Source organism: Micromonospora sp. NPDC048887 (assembly GCF_040649715.1).
Taxonomy (GTDB): Bacteria; Actinomycetota; Actinomycetes; order Mycobacteriales; family Micromonosporaceae; genus Micromonospora.
The window spans coordinates 134,849-153,046 of sequence record NZ_JBEZGA010000007.1 but is presented as its reverse complement, the minus strand read 5'-3'; the positions used below and the strand labels follow the sequence as shown (position 1 = coordinate 153,046).

Below are 18,198 nucleotides of genomic sequence, written 5' to 3'. Positions count from 1 at the left end.
GCCGGACGGGTGTGCGACGTCCTCGGTTCACCCGGCCGGAATCGGTCCGGCTCCGATCCGGCCGCCATTGAACCGACCGGCCGGCGGGGCCGTCAATGTGGACACTCCGACGGGGCGGCCCGGGTGCGGCGACGGTGATCCGGAACGGATCCGAAAGTTTCGGAAACCGACACCGGTTCGCCCCCGGTTGGCGGCCCGCTGCCCCCTCCGTAGGCGCTGATCGGACGCCCTTTCCGGCTGCCGTAACGCCCGTTCAGGGCCCGGGCTGCGGTTACCACAACATTTCCGGAACTTGTTGACAGGATGAACCAGGGCTCCAATACTGTGGCCATCGGCGTATCTCGATTGACGTCGATGTCCCACCACCGCCGTGGCGCGGCTGTCGCCCCGGTCCCGCCGTCCGCGGGCGGGCGAGCGCACGCGGCTCGCGCCACCCGGCTGGCCGCCCGCCAGCCGTCACAGGGAGGAAACCCGTCCATGAAAGACGCCCCCGTCCGTACGGGCATCCGCAGGCGCGGACGCCTCAGGATGGTCCTCGGCGGCGCCTGCGCCGTGGCGCTGATCGCCGCCGGGGCGACGGCGGTCACGTCGGGTCCGGCCTACGCCGACACCACCGTCACGTCGAACTCGACAGGCACCAACAACGGCTACTTCTATTCCTTCTGGAAAGACAGTGGCAACGTCTCCATGACCATGGGCAACGGCGGTCAGTACAGCACCCAGTGGAGCAATATCAACAACTTCGTCGCCGGCAAGGGCTGGAACCCGGGCTCGCGCCGCACGGTCAGCTACTCCGGCAGCTTCAACCCGTCCGGCAACGCGTACCTGACGCTCTACGGGTGGACGCGCAACCCGCTGGTCGAGTACTACATCGTCGACAGCTGGGGTAGCTGGCGCCCGCCGGGCAGCGGCTACATGGGCTCGGTGTCCTCCGACGGCGGCACGTACGACATCTACCGGACCCAGCGGGTCAACGCCCCGTCGATCGAGGGCACCCGGACGTTCTACCAGTACTGGAGCGTCCGGCAGTCGAAGCGCGTGGGCGGCACCATCACCGCCGGCAACCACTTCGACGCCTGGTCCCGCTACGGCATGAACCTCGGTACGCACGACTACCAGATCCTGGCCACCGAGGGCTACCAGAGCAGCGGCAACTCCAACATCACGATCGGCGGGACCAGCGGTGGCAACCCGACCACCCCGCCGCCGAACAACGGTGGCTGCACGGTCAGCGTCAGCCGGGCCGAGGAGTGGGGCGACCGGTTCAACGTGACCTTCTCGGTCAGCGGCACCAGCAACTGGGTGGTCAACATCCAGACCCAGGGTGGCCAGAGCCTGCAGAACAGCTGGAACGCGTCGGTCAGCGGCACCAGCGGCACGCTCACCGCGCGCCCGAACGGCAACGGCAACAACTTCGGCATCACGCTCTACAAGAACGGCAACAGCAACACGCCGACGGCGAGCTGCTCCGCCGCCTGAACCTTCTTCCGGGGAGGGGGTGCCGCGCCTGGCGCGGCACCCCCGTTTCGCGTGCCCGAAGCGCGGTCATGTGACAGCCGACACACCTCGGCAAAAACTTGATTCATTCCAAAAGACCGGACTAAGGTCGTCGTATGACGGCCGACTTCGAGACGCAGCTCCGGGCGGTCTCGTTGCGGGTGACCCGGCCCCGCCTGGCGGTGCTGGCCGCGCTGCGTGACCACCCGCACGTCGACACCGACACCGTGATCGCACTGGTCCGCGCCGAGCAGCCCACCGTCTCCCACCAGGCGGTTTACGATGTGCTGCGGGCACTCACCGATGCCGGGCTGATCCGGCGCATCCAGCCGGCCGGCGCCACGGCGCGCTACGAATCGCGGGTGGGAGACAACCACCACCACGTCGTGTGCCGTTCCTGCGGCGCCATCGCCGACGTCGAGTGCGCCGTCGGCCGCGCCCCCTGTCTCACCGCCTCCGACGACCACGGCTTCGTGGTGGACGAGGCGGAGGTCGTCTACTGGGGCACCTGCCCCGGCTGCGCGGCCGACCGCACCGCCCAGTGATCCGCAGTTCGGAAGGAAGCAGATGAGCGACACCCAGGACAACCGGCCCGTCAGCCCGCAGGGCGTGGACGCCAAGGAGGCGGCCGGCTGCCCGGTCGCGCACGACTCCGTGACCGCGCACGGCAGCGAGAGCGAGAACCCGGCGATCGACTCGCCGACCCCGAAGACCGGCGGTCGTCCGCGTAGCAACCGCGACTGGTGGCCCAACCAGCTCGACCTGTCGGTGCTGCACGCCCACGCGGACAAGGGCAACCCGCTGGGGCCGGAGTTCAGCTACGCCAGGGAGTTCGCCAAGCTCGACGTCGAGGCGCTCAAGCGGGACATCACCGAGGTGCTCACCACCTCGCAGGACTGGTGGCCGGCCGACTTCGGCCACTACGGCGGCCTGATGATCCGGATGAGCTGGCACGCCGCCGGCACCTACCGGATCGAGGACGGCCGCGGTGGCGCCGGCGACGGCGGGCAGCGGTTCGCTCCGCTGAACAGCTGGCCGGACAACGCCAACCTGGACAAGGCCCGCCGCCTGCTCTGGCCGGTCAAGCAGAAGTACGGCCAGAAGATCTCCTGGGCCGACCTGCTGGTGCTCGCCGGCAACGTGTCGCTAGAGGCGATGGGCTTCAAGACCTTCGGCTTCGGCTTCGGCCGTGAGGACGTCTGGGAGCCGGAGGAGATCTTCTGGGGCCCCGAGGACGCCTGGCTGGGCGACGAGCGCTACTCCTCCGAGAAGGAGATGGTGGCCGGCGTCGGCGCGACCGAGATGGGTCTGATCTACGTCAACCCCGAGGGCCCGCGCGGCAACGCCGACCCGCTGGCGGCGGCGCACTTCATCCGCGAGACGTTCCGCCGGATGGCGATGAACGACGAGGAGACCGTCGCGCTGATCGCCGGTGGCCACACCTTCGGCAAGACCCACGGCGCCGGCCCCGCCGACCGGCACGTCGGCCCCGAGCCGGAGGCCGCGCCGCTGGAGGCCCAGGGCCTCGGCTGGCTGAGCACGTACGGCGAGGGCAAGGGCGGCGACACGATCACCAGCGGTCTCGAGGTGACCTGGACCGACCGCCCGACCGAGTGGAGCAACCGGTTCTTCGAGATCCTCTTCGGCTACGAGTGGGAGCTGACCACCAGCCCCGGCGGCGCGAAGCAGTGGGTCGCCAAGGACGCCGAGGCGATCATCCCGGACGCCCACGACCCGTCCAAGAAGCACAAGCCGACCATGCTGACGACTGACCTGTCGCTGCGCGTCGACCCGGCGTACGAGAAGATCTCCCGCCGCTTCCTGGAGAACCCGGACGAGTTCGCGCTGGCGTTCGCCAAGGCCTGGTACAAGCTGCTGCACCGTGACATGGGCCCGGTCAGCCGTTTCCTCGGCCCGTGGGTGCCGGAGGCCCAGCTCTGGCAGGACCCGGTGCCGGCTGTCGAGCACGAGCTGGTGAACGACGCCGACGTCGCCGCGCTCAAGGCAAAGGTGCTGGAGTCCGGCCTCACCACCGCCCAGCTGGTCTCCACCGCCTGGGCGTCGGCCGCCAGCTACCGCTCCACCGACAAGCGCGGTGGCGCCAACGGCGCGCGGATCCGGCTCGAGCCGCAGCGCAACTGGGAGGTCAACCAGCCCGAGCAGCTCGCCACCGTGCTGTCCACCCTGGAGGGCATCCAGCAGGAGTTCAACGCCGCCGGTGGCGCCCGGATCTCGCTCGCGGACCTGATCGTGCTGGCCGGTTCGGCCGCTGTCGAGCAGGCGGCGCGCGACGCCGGTGTCGAGGTGACGGTGCCGTTCCACCCGGGCCGCACCGACGCCACGCAGGAGCAGACCGACGTCGAGTCGTTCCGGGTGATGGAGCCGCGCGCCGACGGGTTCCGCAACTACCTGCGGCCGGGCGAGAAGACCCAGCCGGAGGTGCTGCTCATCGACCGCGCGTACATGCTGAACCTGACCGCGCCGGAGATGACCGTCCTGGTCGGCGGCCTGCGCGCGCTCGGCAACAACGTCGGTGGCGCCGCGCACGGCGTGCTCACCGACCGGCCCGGAGTGCTCACGAACGACTTCTTCGTCAACCTGCTGTCCCCGGGCACCCGGTGGAAGGCCGCGGAGTCCGAGGAGCACGTGTACGAGATCCGGGACCTGGCGACCGACCAGGTGAAGTGGACCGCCACCGCTGTCGACCTCATCTTCGGCTCCAACTCGCAGCTGCGGGCGCTCGCCGAGGTCTACGCCAGCGACGACGCGCGGGAGAAGTTCGTCCGCGACTTCGTCGCCGCCTGGACGAAGGTCATGGAGCTGGACCGCTTCGACCTGGCCTGATCCGCCACATCTGAGCGAGCCCCGGCCCGTCGCGCCGCGACGGGCCGGGGCTCGTCCGTGTCCGGCGGGGTGTCGGGCGCCCCGCAAACGCTGGAAAATCTGTTCGGAAGTTGCGGTCGTCCCGCGAAGTGAGCCAACCCCTCCCGCGCATCGGGAAGCTCCTCCGATGTCCGGCCGCGCTGTCCAGCGTGGATCGCCGCTGGTGAACGTAAATCCGGCCCCATTCGTGTTGCCTGCTGGTTTCGAAAGCTTTGCCGCAAGCTCTTGCAAAGACTTTCATGGATGGCGCATGGTGTTCGCTACCCGGGACGGCCGCCCCACCCCCCGCTCACCCTTTCGACCCCACGGAAGAGGTCCCCCGACCATGCCATCCGCCAGGCCACACCCCCGTGGCCGCGCCGGTCGCCTGCTGCTCGCCGCCGCGCTCGTCGCGGCCGGCGGCACTGTCGCCGTCGCCGCTGCCACCACCACCCCGACCCCCGCCCGCGCAGCCGTCGTCCTCAACGACAGCGAGGTGACCGCCAACCTCTGGGAATGGAACTGGACCTCGGTCGCCGCCGCCTGCACCGACCACCTCGGACCGGCCGGCTACGGCGCGGTGCAGGTGGCGCCGCCGCAGGAGTCGGTGAAGCTGCCGGCCAGCGCCGACGGCGCGTACCCCTGGTACGAGGTGTACCAGCCGGTGTCGTACAAGCTGGACAGCCGGTTCGGCAACCGCCAGCAGTTCGCCGCCATGGTCACCGCGTGCCACAACGCGGGTGTCCGCGTCTACGTCGACGCGGTGGTCAACCACATGGCCGGCACCAACAACCCGGCCGGTACGCGCGGCTACGCCGGCACCGAGTTCTCCGGCTACAGCTACCCGGCCGTGCCGTACGGCGCCGGCGACTTCCACCGCCCCGGTGACAACTGCCCGACCGGCGGCGCGATCAGCGACTGGAACAACGAGGCCCAGGTCACGAGCTGCGAGCTGCTGTCGCTGTCCGACCTGTACACCGAGAAGGAAGCGGTCCGCAACAAGATCGCCGGCTACCTCAACGACCTGATCGGGCTCGGCGTCGACGGCTTCCGGGTCGACGCGGTCAAGCACATCCGCAAGGACGACTTCGCGGCCATCCTCGGCAAGCTGAACAACACGGCCGCCGAGGGCCGGCGTCCGTACGTCGCGCAGGAGATCTTCGACGGGGCGAGCAACCCGGCGTTGCAGGCCCGCGCGTACATCGGCAACGGCGACGTGCTCGACTTCGCGTACGCCAAGGGCATCCGCTCGGCGTTCCAGGGCTCCGTCTCGGCGCTGGCGAACGTGCCGAGCTGGAACCTCGACGCGCCCGGCGCGAACGTCTTCGCCATGGTCACCAACCATGACCTGGAGCGCGACGGCGTGGTGCTGTCGTACAAGAACGGCACCGACTACGTGCTGGCCAACTACTTCGCGCTTGCCTATCCGCACGGCAAGCCGTCGGTCTACGACAGCTTCACCTGGTCCAACCGCAACCAGTCCCCGCCGCACGACGGCACCGGACGGGTCACCGACACGGTCTGCGGCACCGCCTGGACCTGCCTGAGCCGCAGCACCGGCGTCAAGGGCATGGTGGGCTGGGCCAACACCGCCCGCCAGGTGAAGACCGTCTCGGACTTCACCACTGTGAGCAGCAACGTGATCGGCTTCCACCGGGGCGACCGGGCGTGGATCGGCATCAACGACTCCGGCTCCGCCACCACCGCCACCTTCGTCACCGAGCTCGCCGACGGCCGGTACTGCGACGTCATCTCCGGCGTCGCCACCGGCAGCGGCTGCACCGGCTCCACGGTGACCGTCTCCGGCGGCCGGGCGACGGTGACGATCCCGGCCAACGACGCGGTCGCGATCCACGTGAACGCCCGGCCGGGCGCGAACCCGTCCCCGACGGCCTCCCCGACCACTTCTCCGACCGCGTCGCCGACGGCCTCGCCGACCGCGTCCCCCACGGTCAGCCCGAGTGACCGGATCGCCACCACGTTCACCGTCACCGCGAACCTGGCCGCCGGCCAGGACGTGTACGTCGTCGGCGGCATCCCCGAGCTGGGCTCGTGGACGCCCGCGCGCGGCGTCAAGCTCACCGCGCAGGGCGGCGGCACCTACCGCGCCACCGTCGACCTGCCCCGGTCCACCGCGCTGGAGTACAAGTTCGTCAAGCTGACCGCCTCCGGTGCCGCCACCTGGGAGTCCGGCGCGAACCGGACGCTCACCACGCCGGCCGGCGGCACGGCCGCGGTGAGCGAGACGTTCCGCGGCGACACCGTCAGCACGGCTGTCGCCACCACGTTCGCCGTCACCGCGACCACCGTCTACGGGCAGAACGTGTTCGTGGTCGGCAACATCCCGGCGCTCGGCGGCTGGAACCCGGCCAGCGCGGTCGCGCTCTCGTCGGCCGCCTACCCCGTGTGGCGGGCCACCGTCGACCTGCCCGCCAACACCGCGGTCGAGTACAAGTACGTCAAGAAGAACCCGGACGGCACGGTGACCTGGGAGTCCGGCGCGAACCGGACGCTCACCACGCCGGCCGGCGGCACCCGGGCCGTCAGCGACACCTGGCGCTGACGATCGTGCGGCCCGTCCCCTCACCCCTGGGGGACGGGCCGCATCCGCGCGGTCAGGCGGCCGCGAACGACCAGCGCCGCGGCCAGGCACACCACTGCGGCGAGCACCAGTGGCGGCCGGCCGCCGACGGCGACCGCCGCCGACCCGAGCGGGATGGCGAGTGTGATCGGGCCGAACATCGCCGTGTTCGCGCTTGCGGCGACCCGCCCGAGCATCGCCTGCGGCGTGTACGTCTGCACGGCGGTGACCGCCGCGACGAGCGTCCACGGCAGACCGACGCCGATCACCACCGAGGCGGTGAGCGTGCCCGGCCACCACGGCAGGCAGCGTCCCAGGCAGCCGGCGGCGAACAGGACGGCGCCGGCGACCCCGACCGTGATCTCGCCGTGGCGGCGGACGAGCCGGCCGACGACCAGCCCGGCGAGCAGCGAGCCCCCGCCCTGCGCGCTCGCCAGCGCGCCGAGAAAGGTCGCCGGCAGCGCCAGGTCCGTCACCACCACGTCGTACAGCGCCGCGGTGGTGAAACCGGACATCGCGATGGACACCGCCGCGAGCGCCACCGGCACGCGTACCGCCCGCCGGGCCAGGAGCGCGGCGAGCCCGTCCCGCACTCCCACCGGGCGCGCGGGCGGGGGAACGGGTGCCGTCCGCGTCAGGCGTAACGCGCCGTACAGGGCGGCCACGAGCACCGGTACGACGGCGGCGAGCACCGCGACGACGTGCCCGCCCTGCCACGCGTACAGACCCGCCCCGGCCAGCGGCGCCACCAGCTTCATGCCCTCCTGCGCGCTCGACCGCCAGCCGTTGACGTCGGCCAGCCGGGCCGGCGGGAGCGCGGCGGGCAGCAGCGCGGTCTCGCCGGCGTCGACGAGCACGTAGCCGACGCCGTAGGCGAGCGAGACGGCGTAGATCAGCCACGCCTGGCCGGGCCCGCGGACCGCCAGCAGGCTCAGCAGCGCGGCGGCCAGCGCGAGGTCGACGCCGATCACCAGGGGGCGCCGGGGCGCCCGGTCGAGCAGGCCGCCGAGCCACGGTCCGGCCAGTGTCGGGGCGTAGACGCAGAGACCGGCCAGGGCGGCGAGCCCGGTGGAACCGGTGAGGTCCAGGATCCAGATGCCGGAGACCAGCGCCATGGCGCTGCCGCCGAGGCCGGACAGCAGTGAGACGGCCACGAACAGGACGGCGTTGCGACGCATGGATCCCCCGAAAGGTTGAGTCCGATGGACTCACATCCTTCCGAGTTGAGCCATGACGAGGCAATGTGTCGATCGCATGTCAACGAAAGGTTGACAGTGCGGTGGTGATGCGCCGGGCCGCGTCGCGTGCCGGGCCGGGCAGCCGCTGCCCGGCGCCGGCCAGGTCGTCGGCGAGGTGTGCGGCCAGCGTGTGCAGTGGCCCGGCGGCGGCGTCGAGCGCGAGCGCGCAGGTGCGGCGGGTCAGTGCCGCGCGGGGGAAGCGGCCGTCCCACGCACGGTCCGCGTCGATCCAGCGGTGCAGGTCGGTGACGCCTGCCCGGAGCGCGGGCAGATCGGGGGAGCCGGCCGGGTCGAGCCGGCTCAGCCGGGCACGGCGGGCCGCCACGAGGCGTTGCCGGCGCTGCTCGGCGGCCTGCCGGCTGGCCAGGCCCAGCGCCTGCGCGATCTCGGCCCAGGTGGCGCCGTCGTGGCGGGCCCGGTCGATCAGGTCCAGCTCGCGGTCGTCCAGCGCGACCCGGGCCGCGGCCATCTCGGACAGGCTCCCCAGGGTCACCCGTCAACGCTACATTGACATCCGGGTCGGGGTGTCAGTCCTCCGGGACGCCCGGGCCGACCTCGCCGCGTGCCAGGTGCTCGGCGTTGCGGTCGGCCTCGCTCTCGGCGTTCTCCGCCCCGGCGCCCGGATCCCGGGTGCGCCGCCCCTCCGCGTCCTGGAACACCTGCCCGCGCTCGAGCGCGCCCTCCTGCTGCCGCTGGGACTGCTCCGGATCCGTCATGCCCGTCAGGTGCCCCGGCCGTCGCGCGGCAAACCGGCACGTGCTCAGCGCGGCGGTGAGACGTACAGGCCCGTCTTGCAGCCGGTCTCGCCCGGTTCCAGCCAGATCCGGTCGTACCCGGGAGAGTCGATCTTCCCGGCGGGCGTGCGGACGAGCAGCAGGCAGTCCCGTTCGGCCGGTACGCCGACGGCGGCGACGAGCGCGCCCTCGTGCACAGTCGTGTCGACCGTGATCCACTCCTGCGGGAAGGCCGCCCGCACCGCTGCGGCGAGCGTGGCGGGGGTGGCGTCGCGCAGCACCGCTGTCAGCCGCTTCCGCCCGTCCTCGGGCAGGCGCGGCACCGGCGCGGCAGTGGGCGGCGGGGGAGCAGCGCCGCTCGGGCAGCCGATCTCGTGGTACGTCGTGTAGCGGTAGAGCTGGAACTCGTAGCGGTAGCAGCGGACGGCCTCACCGGCGGTGTTGCTCGCGCCGCCGATCGACACCGCCGGCTGCTCGGGCACCGTCACCACGAACCGCACGTCGACGGTGGCCCGCTCGTCCCCGGCGGTGCGGCCGGACCAGGCCAGCGCCTCCCGCCGGACTGCCGCACCGCCGCCCGACGTGGCGTCCTCCGTCTCCTGGACGATCTCGGCCGCCGCGATCGACCCCGCGTCGCGCACCCGGTTACGGTGGCCCAACTCCGTGTTGAGCTGCTTCGCCTCCACCGCCGCGGCGTCGCGCGCCAGTGTGTCGCCGCTCTGCTCCCCGATCGCCTTCCCGCAGCCGACCGACGCGAGCAGAAGCACCGCGAGCGCGCCGCGGACCCACCGGTGACCCGAGTGAGGTCTCGGCCCGGTGGCGCTGAGTGTCCGGCTCACCGCGCAGACATTACCGACGAGCCGGGCGCCGCGCTGCCCCGTACCGCGCAGGGCCGTTGGTCCCGGGCCCGGCGGGCCCTCGGGCCTGCTAACCGGGGACAATCGCGCGGCATGCTGGTAATGCCCGGCGCGGGCGGCGACGACATGGAGGACGATGTGGTGATCAACGGCGGGCCCGCTACAGCGACGACGCCCACCGAGATCTCTCCGGCCCCCGCGACCGGGCTCGGCTCCGCCGAGGCGGCCGCCCGGCTGCGCGCCGACGGGCCGAACACCGTGGCCGCCCCGCGCAAGCGCGGCCTCGCCGGCCGGGTCCTCCGCCAGCTCACCGACCCGCTGGTGGCGCTCCTGCTGGCCGCCGCAGTGGTGACCACGCTGCTGCGCGACTACCCGGACACCGCGGTGATCGTCCTGGTCGTCCTGATCAACACGGCGATCGGCGTGGTGCAGGAGGTACGCGCCGACCGGGCGGTCGCGGCGCTGGACCGGCTCGCCGCGCCGACCGCGCGCGTCGTACGCGACGGCCGCGACCTCGTGCTGCCCGCCGCCGACCTGGTCCGCGGCGACCTGGTCCGGCTGGAGGCGGGCGACGTGGTGCCCGCCGACCTGGGCCTCACCGACGCGGTACGCCTCAGCCTGGACGAGTCGGCGCTGACCGGCGAGTCGGTGCCGGTGGCCCGGGTCGCGGGGGAGGAGGCGAGCGCGGGCACCGTGGTCACCACCGGCCGTGCCACCGGAACCGTGGTACGTACCGGCGCGGCGAGCGCACTGGGCCGGATCAGCGCCCTGGTCGCGGCGACCCGGCCGGCGCCCACCCCGCTGCAACGACGCCTCTCCTCGCTCGGCCGGGTGCTCGGCCTGACCGCCGTGCTGCTCTCCGGGCTGGTCTTCGCCATCGGCGTGCTCGACGGGCGGCCGGTCACGCAGATGGCGGTCACCGCGGTCAGCCTCGTGGTGGCGGCCGTACCGGAATCGCTGCCCGCCGTCGTCACGCTCGCGCTCGCCCTGGGCGCGCGCCGGATGGCCGGCAGCCGGGCCATCCCCCGCCGCCTGCACGCGGTGGAGACCCTCGGCTCGGTCACGGTGATCGCCTCCGACAAGACCGGCACGCTCACCGAAGGCCGGATGGCGGTGCAGTACGCGGTCGTCCCCGGCCGCGACCGCTACGCCGTCACCGGCACCGGCTACGCGCCCGACGGCGAGGTGCACCACCGGGGCGAACCGGTGAGTGCCCCCGACGAGCTGCGCGCCCTCGCCCGCGCCGGGCTGCTCTGCAACGACGCCACGGTGAGCGCGCCCACCGACGAACGGCCGGAGTGGACCGCCATCGGTGACCCGCTGGAGGCGGCGCTCGTCACGTTCGGCGCCCGGTGCGGTCTGGACCCGGACACCACCCGCGACGCCTGGCCCCGGGTCGCGGAGGCCCCGTTCGACCAGGACCTGCGCCGGATGACCACAGTGCACCGCCGTAGCGACGGGCGCTACCTGATGGTCTGCAAGGGCGCACCGGAGAACCTGCTGGCCGCGCCGCTGGTGGACGCCGACGCCGGGGAACTGGCCGAGCTGACCGACGCCGCGCACCGGCTCGCCGCCGAAGGGCTGCGCGTGCTCGCGGTCGCCTCGGCGGTGGCCGACACCCTGCCGGACCCGGCCCGGCCGACCGGCCTGCGCCCGCTGGGCCTGGTCGCGGTCGGCGACCCGCTGCGCGCGGCGGCGCCCGGCATCGCCGCGGGTTTCGAGGAGGCCGGCATCCGGCTGGTCCTCATCACCGGCGACCACCCGGCGACCGCCGCCGCCATCGGCGGGCGGCTCGGGCTCTGGCGCGACGGCGACCCGCTCGCCAACGGCGACGACGGCGACCCGGGCCGCGCCCACCCCGAGACCCGGGTGTACGCGCGGACCCAGCCGGAGCAGAAGCTCGACATCATCGCCGGTCTCCAGACCCAGGGCCACGTGGTGGCGATGACAGGTGACGGCGTCAACGACGCCCCGGCGCTGCGCCGCGCCGACATCGGAGTGGCCATGGGCGGCGGCACCGAGGTGGCCCGGCAGGCATCCGACCTGGTGCTCGTCGACGACGACCTGACCACCGTGGCGACCGCCATCGGCGAGGGCCGCCGGATCTACGACAACATCCGCCGGTTCCTGCGCTACGCGCTCGCCGGTGGCGTGGCCGAGATCGCGGTGATGCTCCTCGGTCCGCTGTTCGGCCTGCCGGTGCCGCTGCTGCCGGCGCAGATCCTCTGGATCAACCTGCTCACCCACGGCGTTCCCGGGGTGGCGCTCGGCGCGGAACCGGCCGAGCCGGGCACGCTGCGCCGGCCACCCCGCTCCCCGCAGGAGTCGGTCCTCGGCGGCGGCCTGGGCCGGGACGTGCTGCTCACCGGCGCGCTGATCGCCGCGGCGACGCTCGGCGCCGGTGTGTGGGCCGCCGCGGCGGACCGGCCGTGGCAGTCGGTGGTGTTCGTGGTGCTCGGCCTGGCCCAGCTCGGCGTCGCGCTGGCGGTCCGCGCGACCCGCACCCCGGGCACGCGCGAACGCAACCTCGCGCTGCCGGTGGCCGTCGCGATCTCCGCTGTGCTCCAGGTGGCGGGCGTGCTGCTGCCGCCGCTGCGCGAGCTGCTCGGCACGTCCCCGCTGAGCGCGCTCGACCTGCTCGCCTGCGCCGCGATCGGTGTGCTGCCCGGCCTGGTGCTGCGTCTGACCCGCCGCTTTCGCGGGACCAACGACCCCCACGCCGGGACCGCGGGCCCTGCCCGGCCGGCCGCCTGACGGGCAGGCTGAGGACGAGTGAAGGAGGACGACATGACGCTCCACTCGCAGGCCCCCGTCGTGGTGGGTGTGGACGGCTCCGCCGCCTCGCTGGACGCGGTCCGGGTGGCCGCCCGTGAGGCCGCCGACCGGAACCGCCCGCTGCAGGTGGTCCACGCGTTCATCTGGCCGCTGACCCGCGCGCCGCTCACCCCGGCCCCGGGTGCGCCGGCCGGCGCCGGCCTGCGCAACCAGGCCGAGCGCTGCGCCGCCGAGGCGGTCGCCGAGGCCCGCAAGGTCGCGCCGGACGTACCGGTGACCGGCGTGGTGGTCGACGGCGCTCCGGCGGCGGTGCTGGTCGCCGAGTCCCGCGACGCGGCGCTGGTCGTGCTCGGCCACCGCGGCCTGGGCGGATTCGCCGGTCTGCTGATCGGCTCGGTCACGCTCCAGGTGTCGGCCCGCGCGCACTGCCCGGTGCTGGTGACGCGCGGCGAGGCGCGCGCCGACGGCCCGGTCGTGGTCGGTGTGGACGGCTCCGAGCTGTCCACGGCGGCGGTCGGATTCGCGTACGAGGAGGCCGACCGCCGGAGCGCGCCGCTGATCGTGGTGCACGCCTGGCTGTACCCCACTCCGATCGGCCCCGGCGACATCCTCCCCCTGGTGTACGACCCGGAGGCGCTCGCCGAGGAGTCCCGGCGCGTCGTCGCCGAGTCGATCGCCGGCTGGGCCGAGCGTTACCCGGACGTGCCGGTGCGGCAGCGGTCGATCTCCGGCGCCCCGGCCCGGGTGCTGGTCGAGGAGTCGAAGGACGCCCAGCTGGTCGTGGTCGGCGCGCACGGCCGCGGCGCGCTGGGCGGGCTGCTTCTCGGCTCGGTCAGCCACGCGGTGCTGCACCACGCCCACTCGCCGCTGGTGATCGTGCGCCACGGCGCCTGACCTCGCGGGCGGCGCCTGACGCCCGTGCGGGTGTCAGGCGCCGCGGACCGTGGTGAGGTCGGCCAGCCCGGAGATGGTCAGCAGCGGCTCCAGCAGCGGGCCGGCGATCAACGCGATCCGGTCGGCGTGCGGGAACAGCGCGGCCAGCCCGGCGCTGTCCAGGTACTCCACCTTGGTGAGGTCCACCACCAGGGGTTCACCGTCGGGGCGTACGGCCTCGGCCAGCGCGTCGGCGAACGTGGACGCGTTGCTCATGTCGATCTCACCGACGGCGGTCAGCACGCGTACGCCGTCGGGGCTGTCGCTCGTGGTCAGAGTCAGGGACGTGCTCATGGCGTGATCCTCGCCTGCATGTCGACTGTGGTGCCGGTGGCCCCGGGGGTGACGCTGATGCTGTCCATCAGCGCGCGCATGAGCCCGAGTCCCCGGCCGCGGTGCGGGTCGGGAGGCTGGTCCCGGTCCCGCCAGTGCCCGCTGTCGGTGACGCTCAGGCGCAGGCCGCCGGCGGTGGCGGCGGCGCGTAGCCGGATCCGGCCGCCCGGGTCGTCGCGGTGCCCGTGCTCGATCGCGTTGGCGCACGCCTCCCCGGCCGCCACCAGGATGTTGTAGGCGTGGGCCGGGGCGAGCCCGCAGCGGTCCAGCCAGCCCCGCAGCGCGGTGCGGACCTCGGCCAGCCGCGTCGACTCGGCGGGGAACTCGAGTTCCAGCGGCCCGGGGTGGCGGTAGAGCAGCAGCGCCACGTCGTCGTGGTAGCCGCCGTCGGGGGTGAGCCGGTCCATGATCTCCGTGGCCAGGGTCTCGACCGGTGCCTGGTGGCCCTGCTGGATCGCGTCGGTCGCGCGGGCGATGCCGGTGGTGATCGGCTGGCGGCGGCGCTCCACCAGGCCGTCGGTGTAGAGCATCAGGGTGGCGCGCGGCGGCACCGTCGCCTCCGCCTCCGGCCGTTCCTGGCCCGCGCGTACGGCCAGCGGCCGGGACCGGCCGTGCTGCAGGAGCTCGGGAGTGCCGTCGGCGCGGACCACGATGGCCGGCGGGTGACCGGCGCTGGAGTAGCGCAGCAGGCCGGTGGCCGGGTCGAGGACGCCGCAGAAGACGGTGGCGCAGGCCGCACCCGGCAGCAGCGCGGCGAACCGGTCCAGGGCCACGAGCGTCCCGGCCGGGCTGGGGTCCTGCAACAGCAGCGCCCGGCAGGCGCTGCGCAACTGCCCCATCACCGTCGCGGCCCGCAGGCCGTGTCCCACGCAGTCGCCGACCACGATGCCGATGCGCCCGTCCGGGAGTTCCACTGTGTCGTACCAGTCGCCGCCGACCTTGAGCGGCATCGCGGCGGGGGAGTACCGCACCGCGAAACCGGCGGGTAGTTGCGCCGGGCCGAGGATCGCCCGCTGCAGGGCCAGCGCGGTCTCCCGCTGCTGGTCGATCTGGTGCACCCGGTGCAGTCCCTGGCCGATGTGGCCGGCCAGCAGCGCCAGCAGGGTCTGGTCCTGCTCGGTGAAGGGCCGCTTCTCGCCCAGGTCGATCCAGAGCGCCATGGTGCCGTGCGGGTGTTCGACGGCGATGCCGGCCCCGTGCGTACGTGTCGCCACCGGGGTCAGCAGCGGCGTGTCCCGCAGCGCGAGCAACGCCTGCCGGCGCTCGTGCGGCAACGTCTCCCACCGTGCCGCCGGGTCGGTGGCGGTCACGTCGGGGGCGGGCAGGTCACCGAAGACGGCGGTGAGCACGCCCGCCGCCCGCCACAGCTTGCGCAGCTCGTCCAGCACCCCGTGCAGCGCGTCGGTGAGGTCCTCGGCCTGCGACAGCCGCATGCTCAGCCCGGCCAGGGCGGTCTCCCGCTGCACCGCGTAGTGCTCGGCGGTGACGTCCCGGAACGTGCCGACGATCATCCGGCGCCCGCCGTCCGGGTCGTCGACCTGGTTGAACGCGGCCGAGATCCAGATCCGGTGCCCGTCGCGATGGGTGACCGGCACGGTGTAGGTGCCACGGGTCTGCCCGACGAGCGTGGAGAACGCCTCCGCCACCTGGCGGTGCGCCTCGGGCTCGGCCTCCCGGTCCGGCCACCACGGGTGCACCGCCGGGTAGGGCAGGCCGTCGGTGTCGTAGCCGAGGATGCCGGTGAACGCCGCGTTGATCTCGATCACCGCGCCCTCCTCGTCGCAGACGAAGAACGCCTCCTGCAACGAGTCGACGAGCGCGGTACGCCAGCGGGCGTGGTGGTTGCGCAGCCGGGCCAGCTCCACGTTGGCGCGTACGCGGGCCAGCAGCTCGGCGGCCGGGAACGGCTTGACCAGGTAGTCGTCGGCGCCGGCCTCCAGCCCCTCGATCGAGGCCTCCTGACCGGCGCGGGCGGACAGCAGCAGCACCGGGGTGCCGGCCGTACGCTGGTCGGCGCGCAGCGCGGCGACCAGTTGCAGGCCGTCGAGCCGGGGCATCATCACGTCGCTGACCACCAGGTCCGGGGTGTGCGCGCGGGCGGCCTCCAGCGCGGCCTGCCCGTCGGCGACGGCCTGCACCTCGTGCCCGGCCGAGCGCAGCAGCCGGGTGAGGTACTCCCGCATGTCGGTGTTGTCGTCGGCCACCAGGACGCGGGCCGGCGCCCCGCCGGGCAGCGGCTGGACCGGCCCGCCGGCCGGATCGTCGCCACCGAGCGCGGCTCCCGGGTCGGCGGGCAGCCAGCGCAGTGCCTCCTGCACGAACGGTTCGGCCGACGCGGGCGTCCGGCCGGTGCCCGCCGGGGCGAGCGCGTCGGCGGGCAGGTGGGCGGCGCCGAACGGCAGCCGGATCGTGAAGGTGGTGCCGCTGCCCACCGCGCTGTGCGCGTCGATGTCGCCGCCGTGCAGCGTGACCAGTTCCTTGACCAGGGCCAGGCCGATCCCGCTGCCCTCGTCGGAGCGGGAACGGGCGTTCTCGATGCGGTGGAACCGCTCGAACAGGCGCGGCATCTCGTCGGCGGGTACGCCGATGCCGGTGTCGGAGATCCGCAGCACTGCCGCGTCGCCCTCGGCGCGCAGCTCCACCCGGATGGCGCCGTCGAAGGTGAACTTCAGCGCGTTGCTGAGCAGGTTGAGCACCACCTTCTCCCACATGCCGACGTCCAGGTGCACCGGCTCGGGCAGCGGCGGGCAGTCGACCTCGAAGGACAGACCGGCCCGTTCGATCGCCGACCGGAAGACGCTCGCCAGGTCGGCGGTCACCGCGGCCAGGTCCACCGGTTCGTAGCGGGCCTGCATCCGCCCGGCCTCGATCCGGGAGAAGTCGAGCAGGCTGTTCACCAGCTTGCCCAGACGCAGCCCGTTGCGGCGGATGACGTCCAGCTCGGCGCGGACCTGTTCGTCGGCGTCCGGCAACCGGCCGCGCAGCTCGTCCAGCGGTCCCATGATCAATGTGAGGGGGGTGCGGAACTCGTGGCTGATGTTGGAGAAGAACGCGGTCTTCGCGCGGTCCAGCTCGGCGAGCTCCTCGGCCCGCCGCTGCTGCGCCTGGTAGCTGCGCGCGCTGGCGATACCGGTGGCCAGGTGTCCGGCGGTCAGCTCCACGAAGCCGCGGTATCCGTCGTCCAGCGCCCGGTAGCGGTTCAGCCCGGCGACCAGGAAACCGTACGGCGCCCCGCCCTGCTGCCGTAGCGGGACCAGGAGCGCCTCGGTGGGCGCGGCGGCCCAGACACCCGCGGGAAGGTCCGTGAAGGCCGGGCCGTCGAGCGCGACCCGCACCGACTCGCCGTCGGCCGGAGCGCCGGCCGGCCATGGCGCCGCCGGGTCACCGGGGGACAGGACGGCCGGCGCTGCCGGGTGACCCGGCGTCAGCCCGGTCGCCTCCACCAGCCGGGCGCCGTCGTCGTCGTACAGGTAGGTGAGCGTGAACGGCAGGTCCTGCGGGTTGCGGGCCAACTGGCGGCTGACGAACGCCAGCGTCTCCTGCTCGGTGCGGATGACGCTCGGGTCCGAGCCGAGGTCACGCAGCGTGGCCATCCGCCGCTCACCGATGACCCGCTCGGTGTCCTCGCTGACCACGCAGAGCATCCCGACCAGGCCGCCGTCGTCGTCCCGCAGCGGGCTGTAGGAGAACGTGTGGTACGTCTCCTCCCGGTAGCCGGCGCGCTCCAGGAACAGCAGCAGGCCCTCGTCCCAGGTGGCCTCGCCGGTGCGCAGCACGGTGTCGACGCGCGGGCCGATGTCGTCCCAGATCTCCGCCCACACCTCGTTCGCCGGCAGCCCCAGCGCCCACGGGTACTTGCGGCCCAGAGTGTCCCGCCGGTAGGCGGCGTTGCAGAAGAAGCTGAGCTGCGGCCCCCAGGCCATCCACATCGGGAACCGGGAGGACAGCAGGATCCGCACCGCGGTCCGCAGGCTCTGCGGCCAGGTGTCCGGCGGCCCGAGGGGATGCGCCGACCAGTCGATCCGCGCCAGGTCCGGCCCGATCTCACCGTCCACGGCGAAGACGTCGGCACGCGTACGCGGGTCGGTGTCAGCGCCGCTCATCGCCCGAGTCTCCCCCACCCCGTCCGGTCCCGCTCGTCCAGTCCGCGGCGTGCCCGCGGCCTCGTGGTCGATTCTTGCCCCGTCGCGCCCTCGGCACTCCACCCGGGGTGGGGAGATCTGACTCACCAGGCGGCGGGTCAGGGCAGGGGGTCCGTGGGGAGCGCAAAACGAATGGCAAGGAGACAGATCTCCTCGCCACTATCAACATATATCGCACCCCGGGTCTTGCCGCAAGGCCCGGGTGGTGCCGCAGAATTCTCGCCCGACGCGGATCGAGCTGCGGAA

12 protein-coding genes are annotated in these 18,198 nt (G+C 73.3%); 6 read left to right on the top strand and 6 right to left on the bottom strand.

All coding sequences use genetic code 11. From position 1 onward, the window contains the following. Positions 1-477: 477 nt before the first annotated feature. From AB0C17_RS13895 to AB0C17_RS13880, 4 genes are all read left to right on the top strand, one after another. The gene (locus AB0C17_RS13895) at positions 478-1,479 is read left to right on the top strand and encodes a glycoside hydrolase family 11 protein (RefSeq protein ID WP_357382941.1); all 1,002 of its coding nucleotides are present in this window, start codon (positions 478-480) and stop codon (positions 1,477-1,479) included. 134 nt (positions 1,480-1,613) lie between these two features. After that, positions 1,614-2,042: a Fur family transcriptional regulator gene (locus AB0C17_RS13890; RefSeq protein ID WP_302907400.1), complete on the top strand. Its 429-nt coding sequence runs from the start codon at positions 1,614-1,616 to the stop codon at positions 2,040-2,042. 22 nt (positions 2,043-2,064) lie between these two features. Further along, entirely contained in the window at positions 2,065-4,341 is a 2,277-nt protein-coding gene (gene katG, locus AB0C17_RS13885) for a catalase/peroxidase HPI (RefSeq protein WP_357382944.1), read from the top strand. Between the two features lie 364 nt (positions 4,342-4,705). Next, entirely contained in the window at positions 4,706-6,922 is a 2,217-nt protein-coding gene (locus AB0C17_RS13880; RefSeq protein ID WP_357382946.1) for a carbohydrate-binding module family 20 domain-containing protein, read from the top strand. 20 nt (positions 6,923-6,942) lie between these two features. Here AB0C17_RS13880 and AB0C17_RS13875 read toward each other — a convergent pair whose 3' ends face one another. The 4 genes from AB0C17_RS13875 to AB0C17_RS13860 all read right to left on the bottom strand — a co-directional run bounded on the left by AB0C17_RS13875 (position 6,943) and on the right by AB0C17_RS13860 (position 9,751). Next, positions 6,943-8,118 (bottom strand): MFS transporter, encoded by a 1,176-nt coding sequence (locus AB0C17_RS13875; RefSeq protein ID WP_357382948.1) that lies wholly within the window; start codon positions 8,116-8,118, stop codon positions 6,943-6,945. Between the two features lie 79 nt (positions 8,119-8,197). Then, positions 8,198-8,647: a hypothetical protein gene (locus tag AB0C17_RS13870; protein ID WP_357383222.1), complete on the bottom strand. Its 450-nt coding sequence runs from the start codon at positions 8,645-8,647 to the stop codon at positions 8,198-8,200. 58 nt (positions 8,648-8,705) lie between these two features. Further along, positions 8,706-8,894 carry a ribonuclease gene (locus AB0C17_RS13865; protein ID WP_357382950.1) on the bottom strand — a complete coding sequence of 63 codons (189 nt, stop codon included), beginning with the start codon at positions 8,892-8,894 and terminating at the stop codon, positions 8,706-8,708. Between the two features lie 44 nt (positions 8,895-8,938). After that, complete coding sequence (locus tag AB0C17_RS13860) at positions 8,939-9,751, bottom strand: hypothetical protein (RefSeq protein ID WP_357382952.1); 813 nt, start codon at positions 9,749-9,751, stop codon at positions 8,939-8,941. Positions 9,752-9,862: 111 nt separating this feature from the next. Here AB0C17_RS13860 and AB0C17_RS13855 point away from each other — a divergent pair, with 111 nt between their 5' ends. Further along, positions 9,863-12,523, top strand: a complete 2,661-nt coding sequence (locus tag AB0C17_RS13855; protein ID WP_357382954.1) for a cation-transporting P-type ATPase — start codon at positions 9,863-9,865, stop codon at positions 12,521-12,523. Positions 12,524-12,556: 33 nt separating this feature from the next. After that, a complete protein-coding gene (locus AB0C17_RS13850; RefSeq protein WP_357382956.1) occupies positions 12,557-13,438 on the top strand; it encodes a universal stress protein in 882 nt (293 codons plus the stop codon). 33 nt (positions 13,439-13,471) lie between these two features. On the opposite strand, the gene AB0C17_RS13845 is transcribed toward AB0C17_RS13850, so the two are convergent. Then, positions 13,472-13,771 carry an STAS domain-containing protein gene (locus AB0C17_RS13845; protein WP_357382958.1) on the bottom strand — a complete coding sequence of 100 codons (300 nt, stop codon included), beginning with the start codon at positions 13,769-13,771 and terminating at the stop codon, positions 13,472-13,474. Continuing rightward, positions 13,768-17,913, bottom strand: a complete 4,146-nt coding sequence (locus AB0C17_RS13840) for a SpoIIE family protein phosphatase (RefSeq protein ID WP_357478676.1) — start codon at positions 17,911-17,913, stop codon at positions 13,768-13,770. Before AB0C17_RS13840 ends, AB0C17_RS13845 begins: the two co-directional genes overlap by 4 nt. Positions 17,914-18,198 lie beyond the last annotated feature (285 nt).

What these genes read in the sequence shown, in the direction of transcription:
- AB0C17_RS13895 (WP_357382941.1), top strand. Translation starts at nt 478, where the DNA reads ATGAAAGACGCCCCCGTCCGTACGGGCATCCGCAGGCGCGGACGCCTC.
- AB0C17_RS13890 (WP_302907400.1), top strand. Translation starts at nt 1,614, where the DNA reads ATGACGGCCGACTTCGAGACGCAGCTCCGGGCGGTCTCGTTGCGGGTG.
- katG (WP_357382944.1), top strand. Translation starts at nt 2,065, where the DNA reads ATGAGCGACACCCAGGACAACCGGCCCGTCAGCCCGCAGGGCGTGGAC.
- AB0C17_RS13880 (WP_357382946.1), top strand. Translation starts at nt 4,706, where the DNA reads ATGCCATCCGCCAGGCCACACCCCCGTGGCCGCGCCGGTCGCCTGCTG.
- AB0C17_RS13875 (WP_357382948.1), bottom strand. Translation starts at nt 8,118, where the DNA reads ATGCGTCGCAACGCCGTCCTGTTCGTGGCCGTCTCACTGCTGTCCGGC.
- AB0C17_RS13870 (WP_357383222.1), bottom strand. Translation starts at nt 8,647, where the DNA reads ATGGCCGCGGCCCGGGTCGCGCTGGACGACCGCGAGCTGGACCTGATC.
- AB0C17_RS13865 (WP_357382950.1), bottom strand. Translation starts at nt 8,894, where the DNA reads ATGACGGATCCGGAGCAGTCCCAGCGGCAGCAGGAGGGCGCGCTCGAG.
- AB0C17_RS13855 (WP_357382954.1), top strand. Translation starts at nt 9,863, where the DNA reads ATGCTGGTAATGCCCGGCGCGGGCGGCGACGACATGGAGGACGATGTG.
- AB0C17_RS13850 (WP_357382956.1), top strand. Translation starts at nt 12,557, where the DNA reads ATGACGCTCCACTCGCAGGCCCCCGTCGTGGTGGGTGTGGACGGCTCC.
- AB0C17_RS13845 (WP_357382958.1), bottom strand. Translation starts at nt 13,771, where the DNA reads ATGAGCACGTCCCTGACTCTGACCACGAGCGACAGCCCCGACGGCGTA.
- AB0C17_RS13840 (WP_357478676.1), bottom strand. Translation starts at nt 17,913, where the DNA reads ATGAGCGGCGCTGACACCGACCCGCGTACGCGTGCCGACGTCTTCGCC.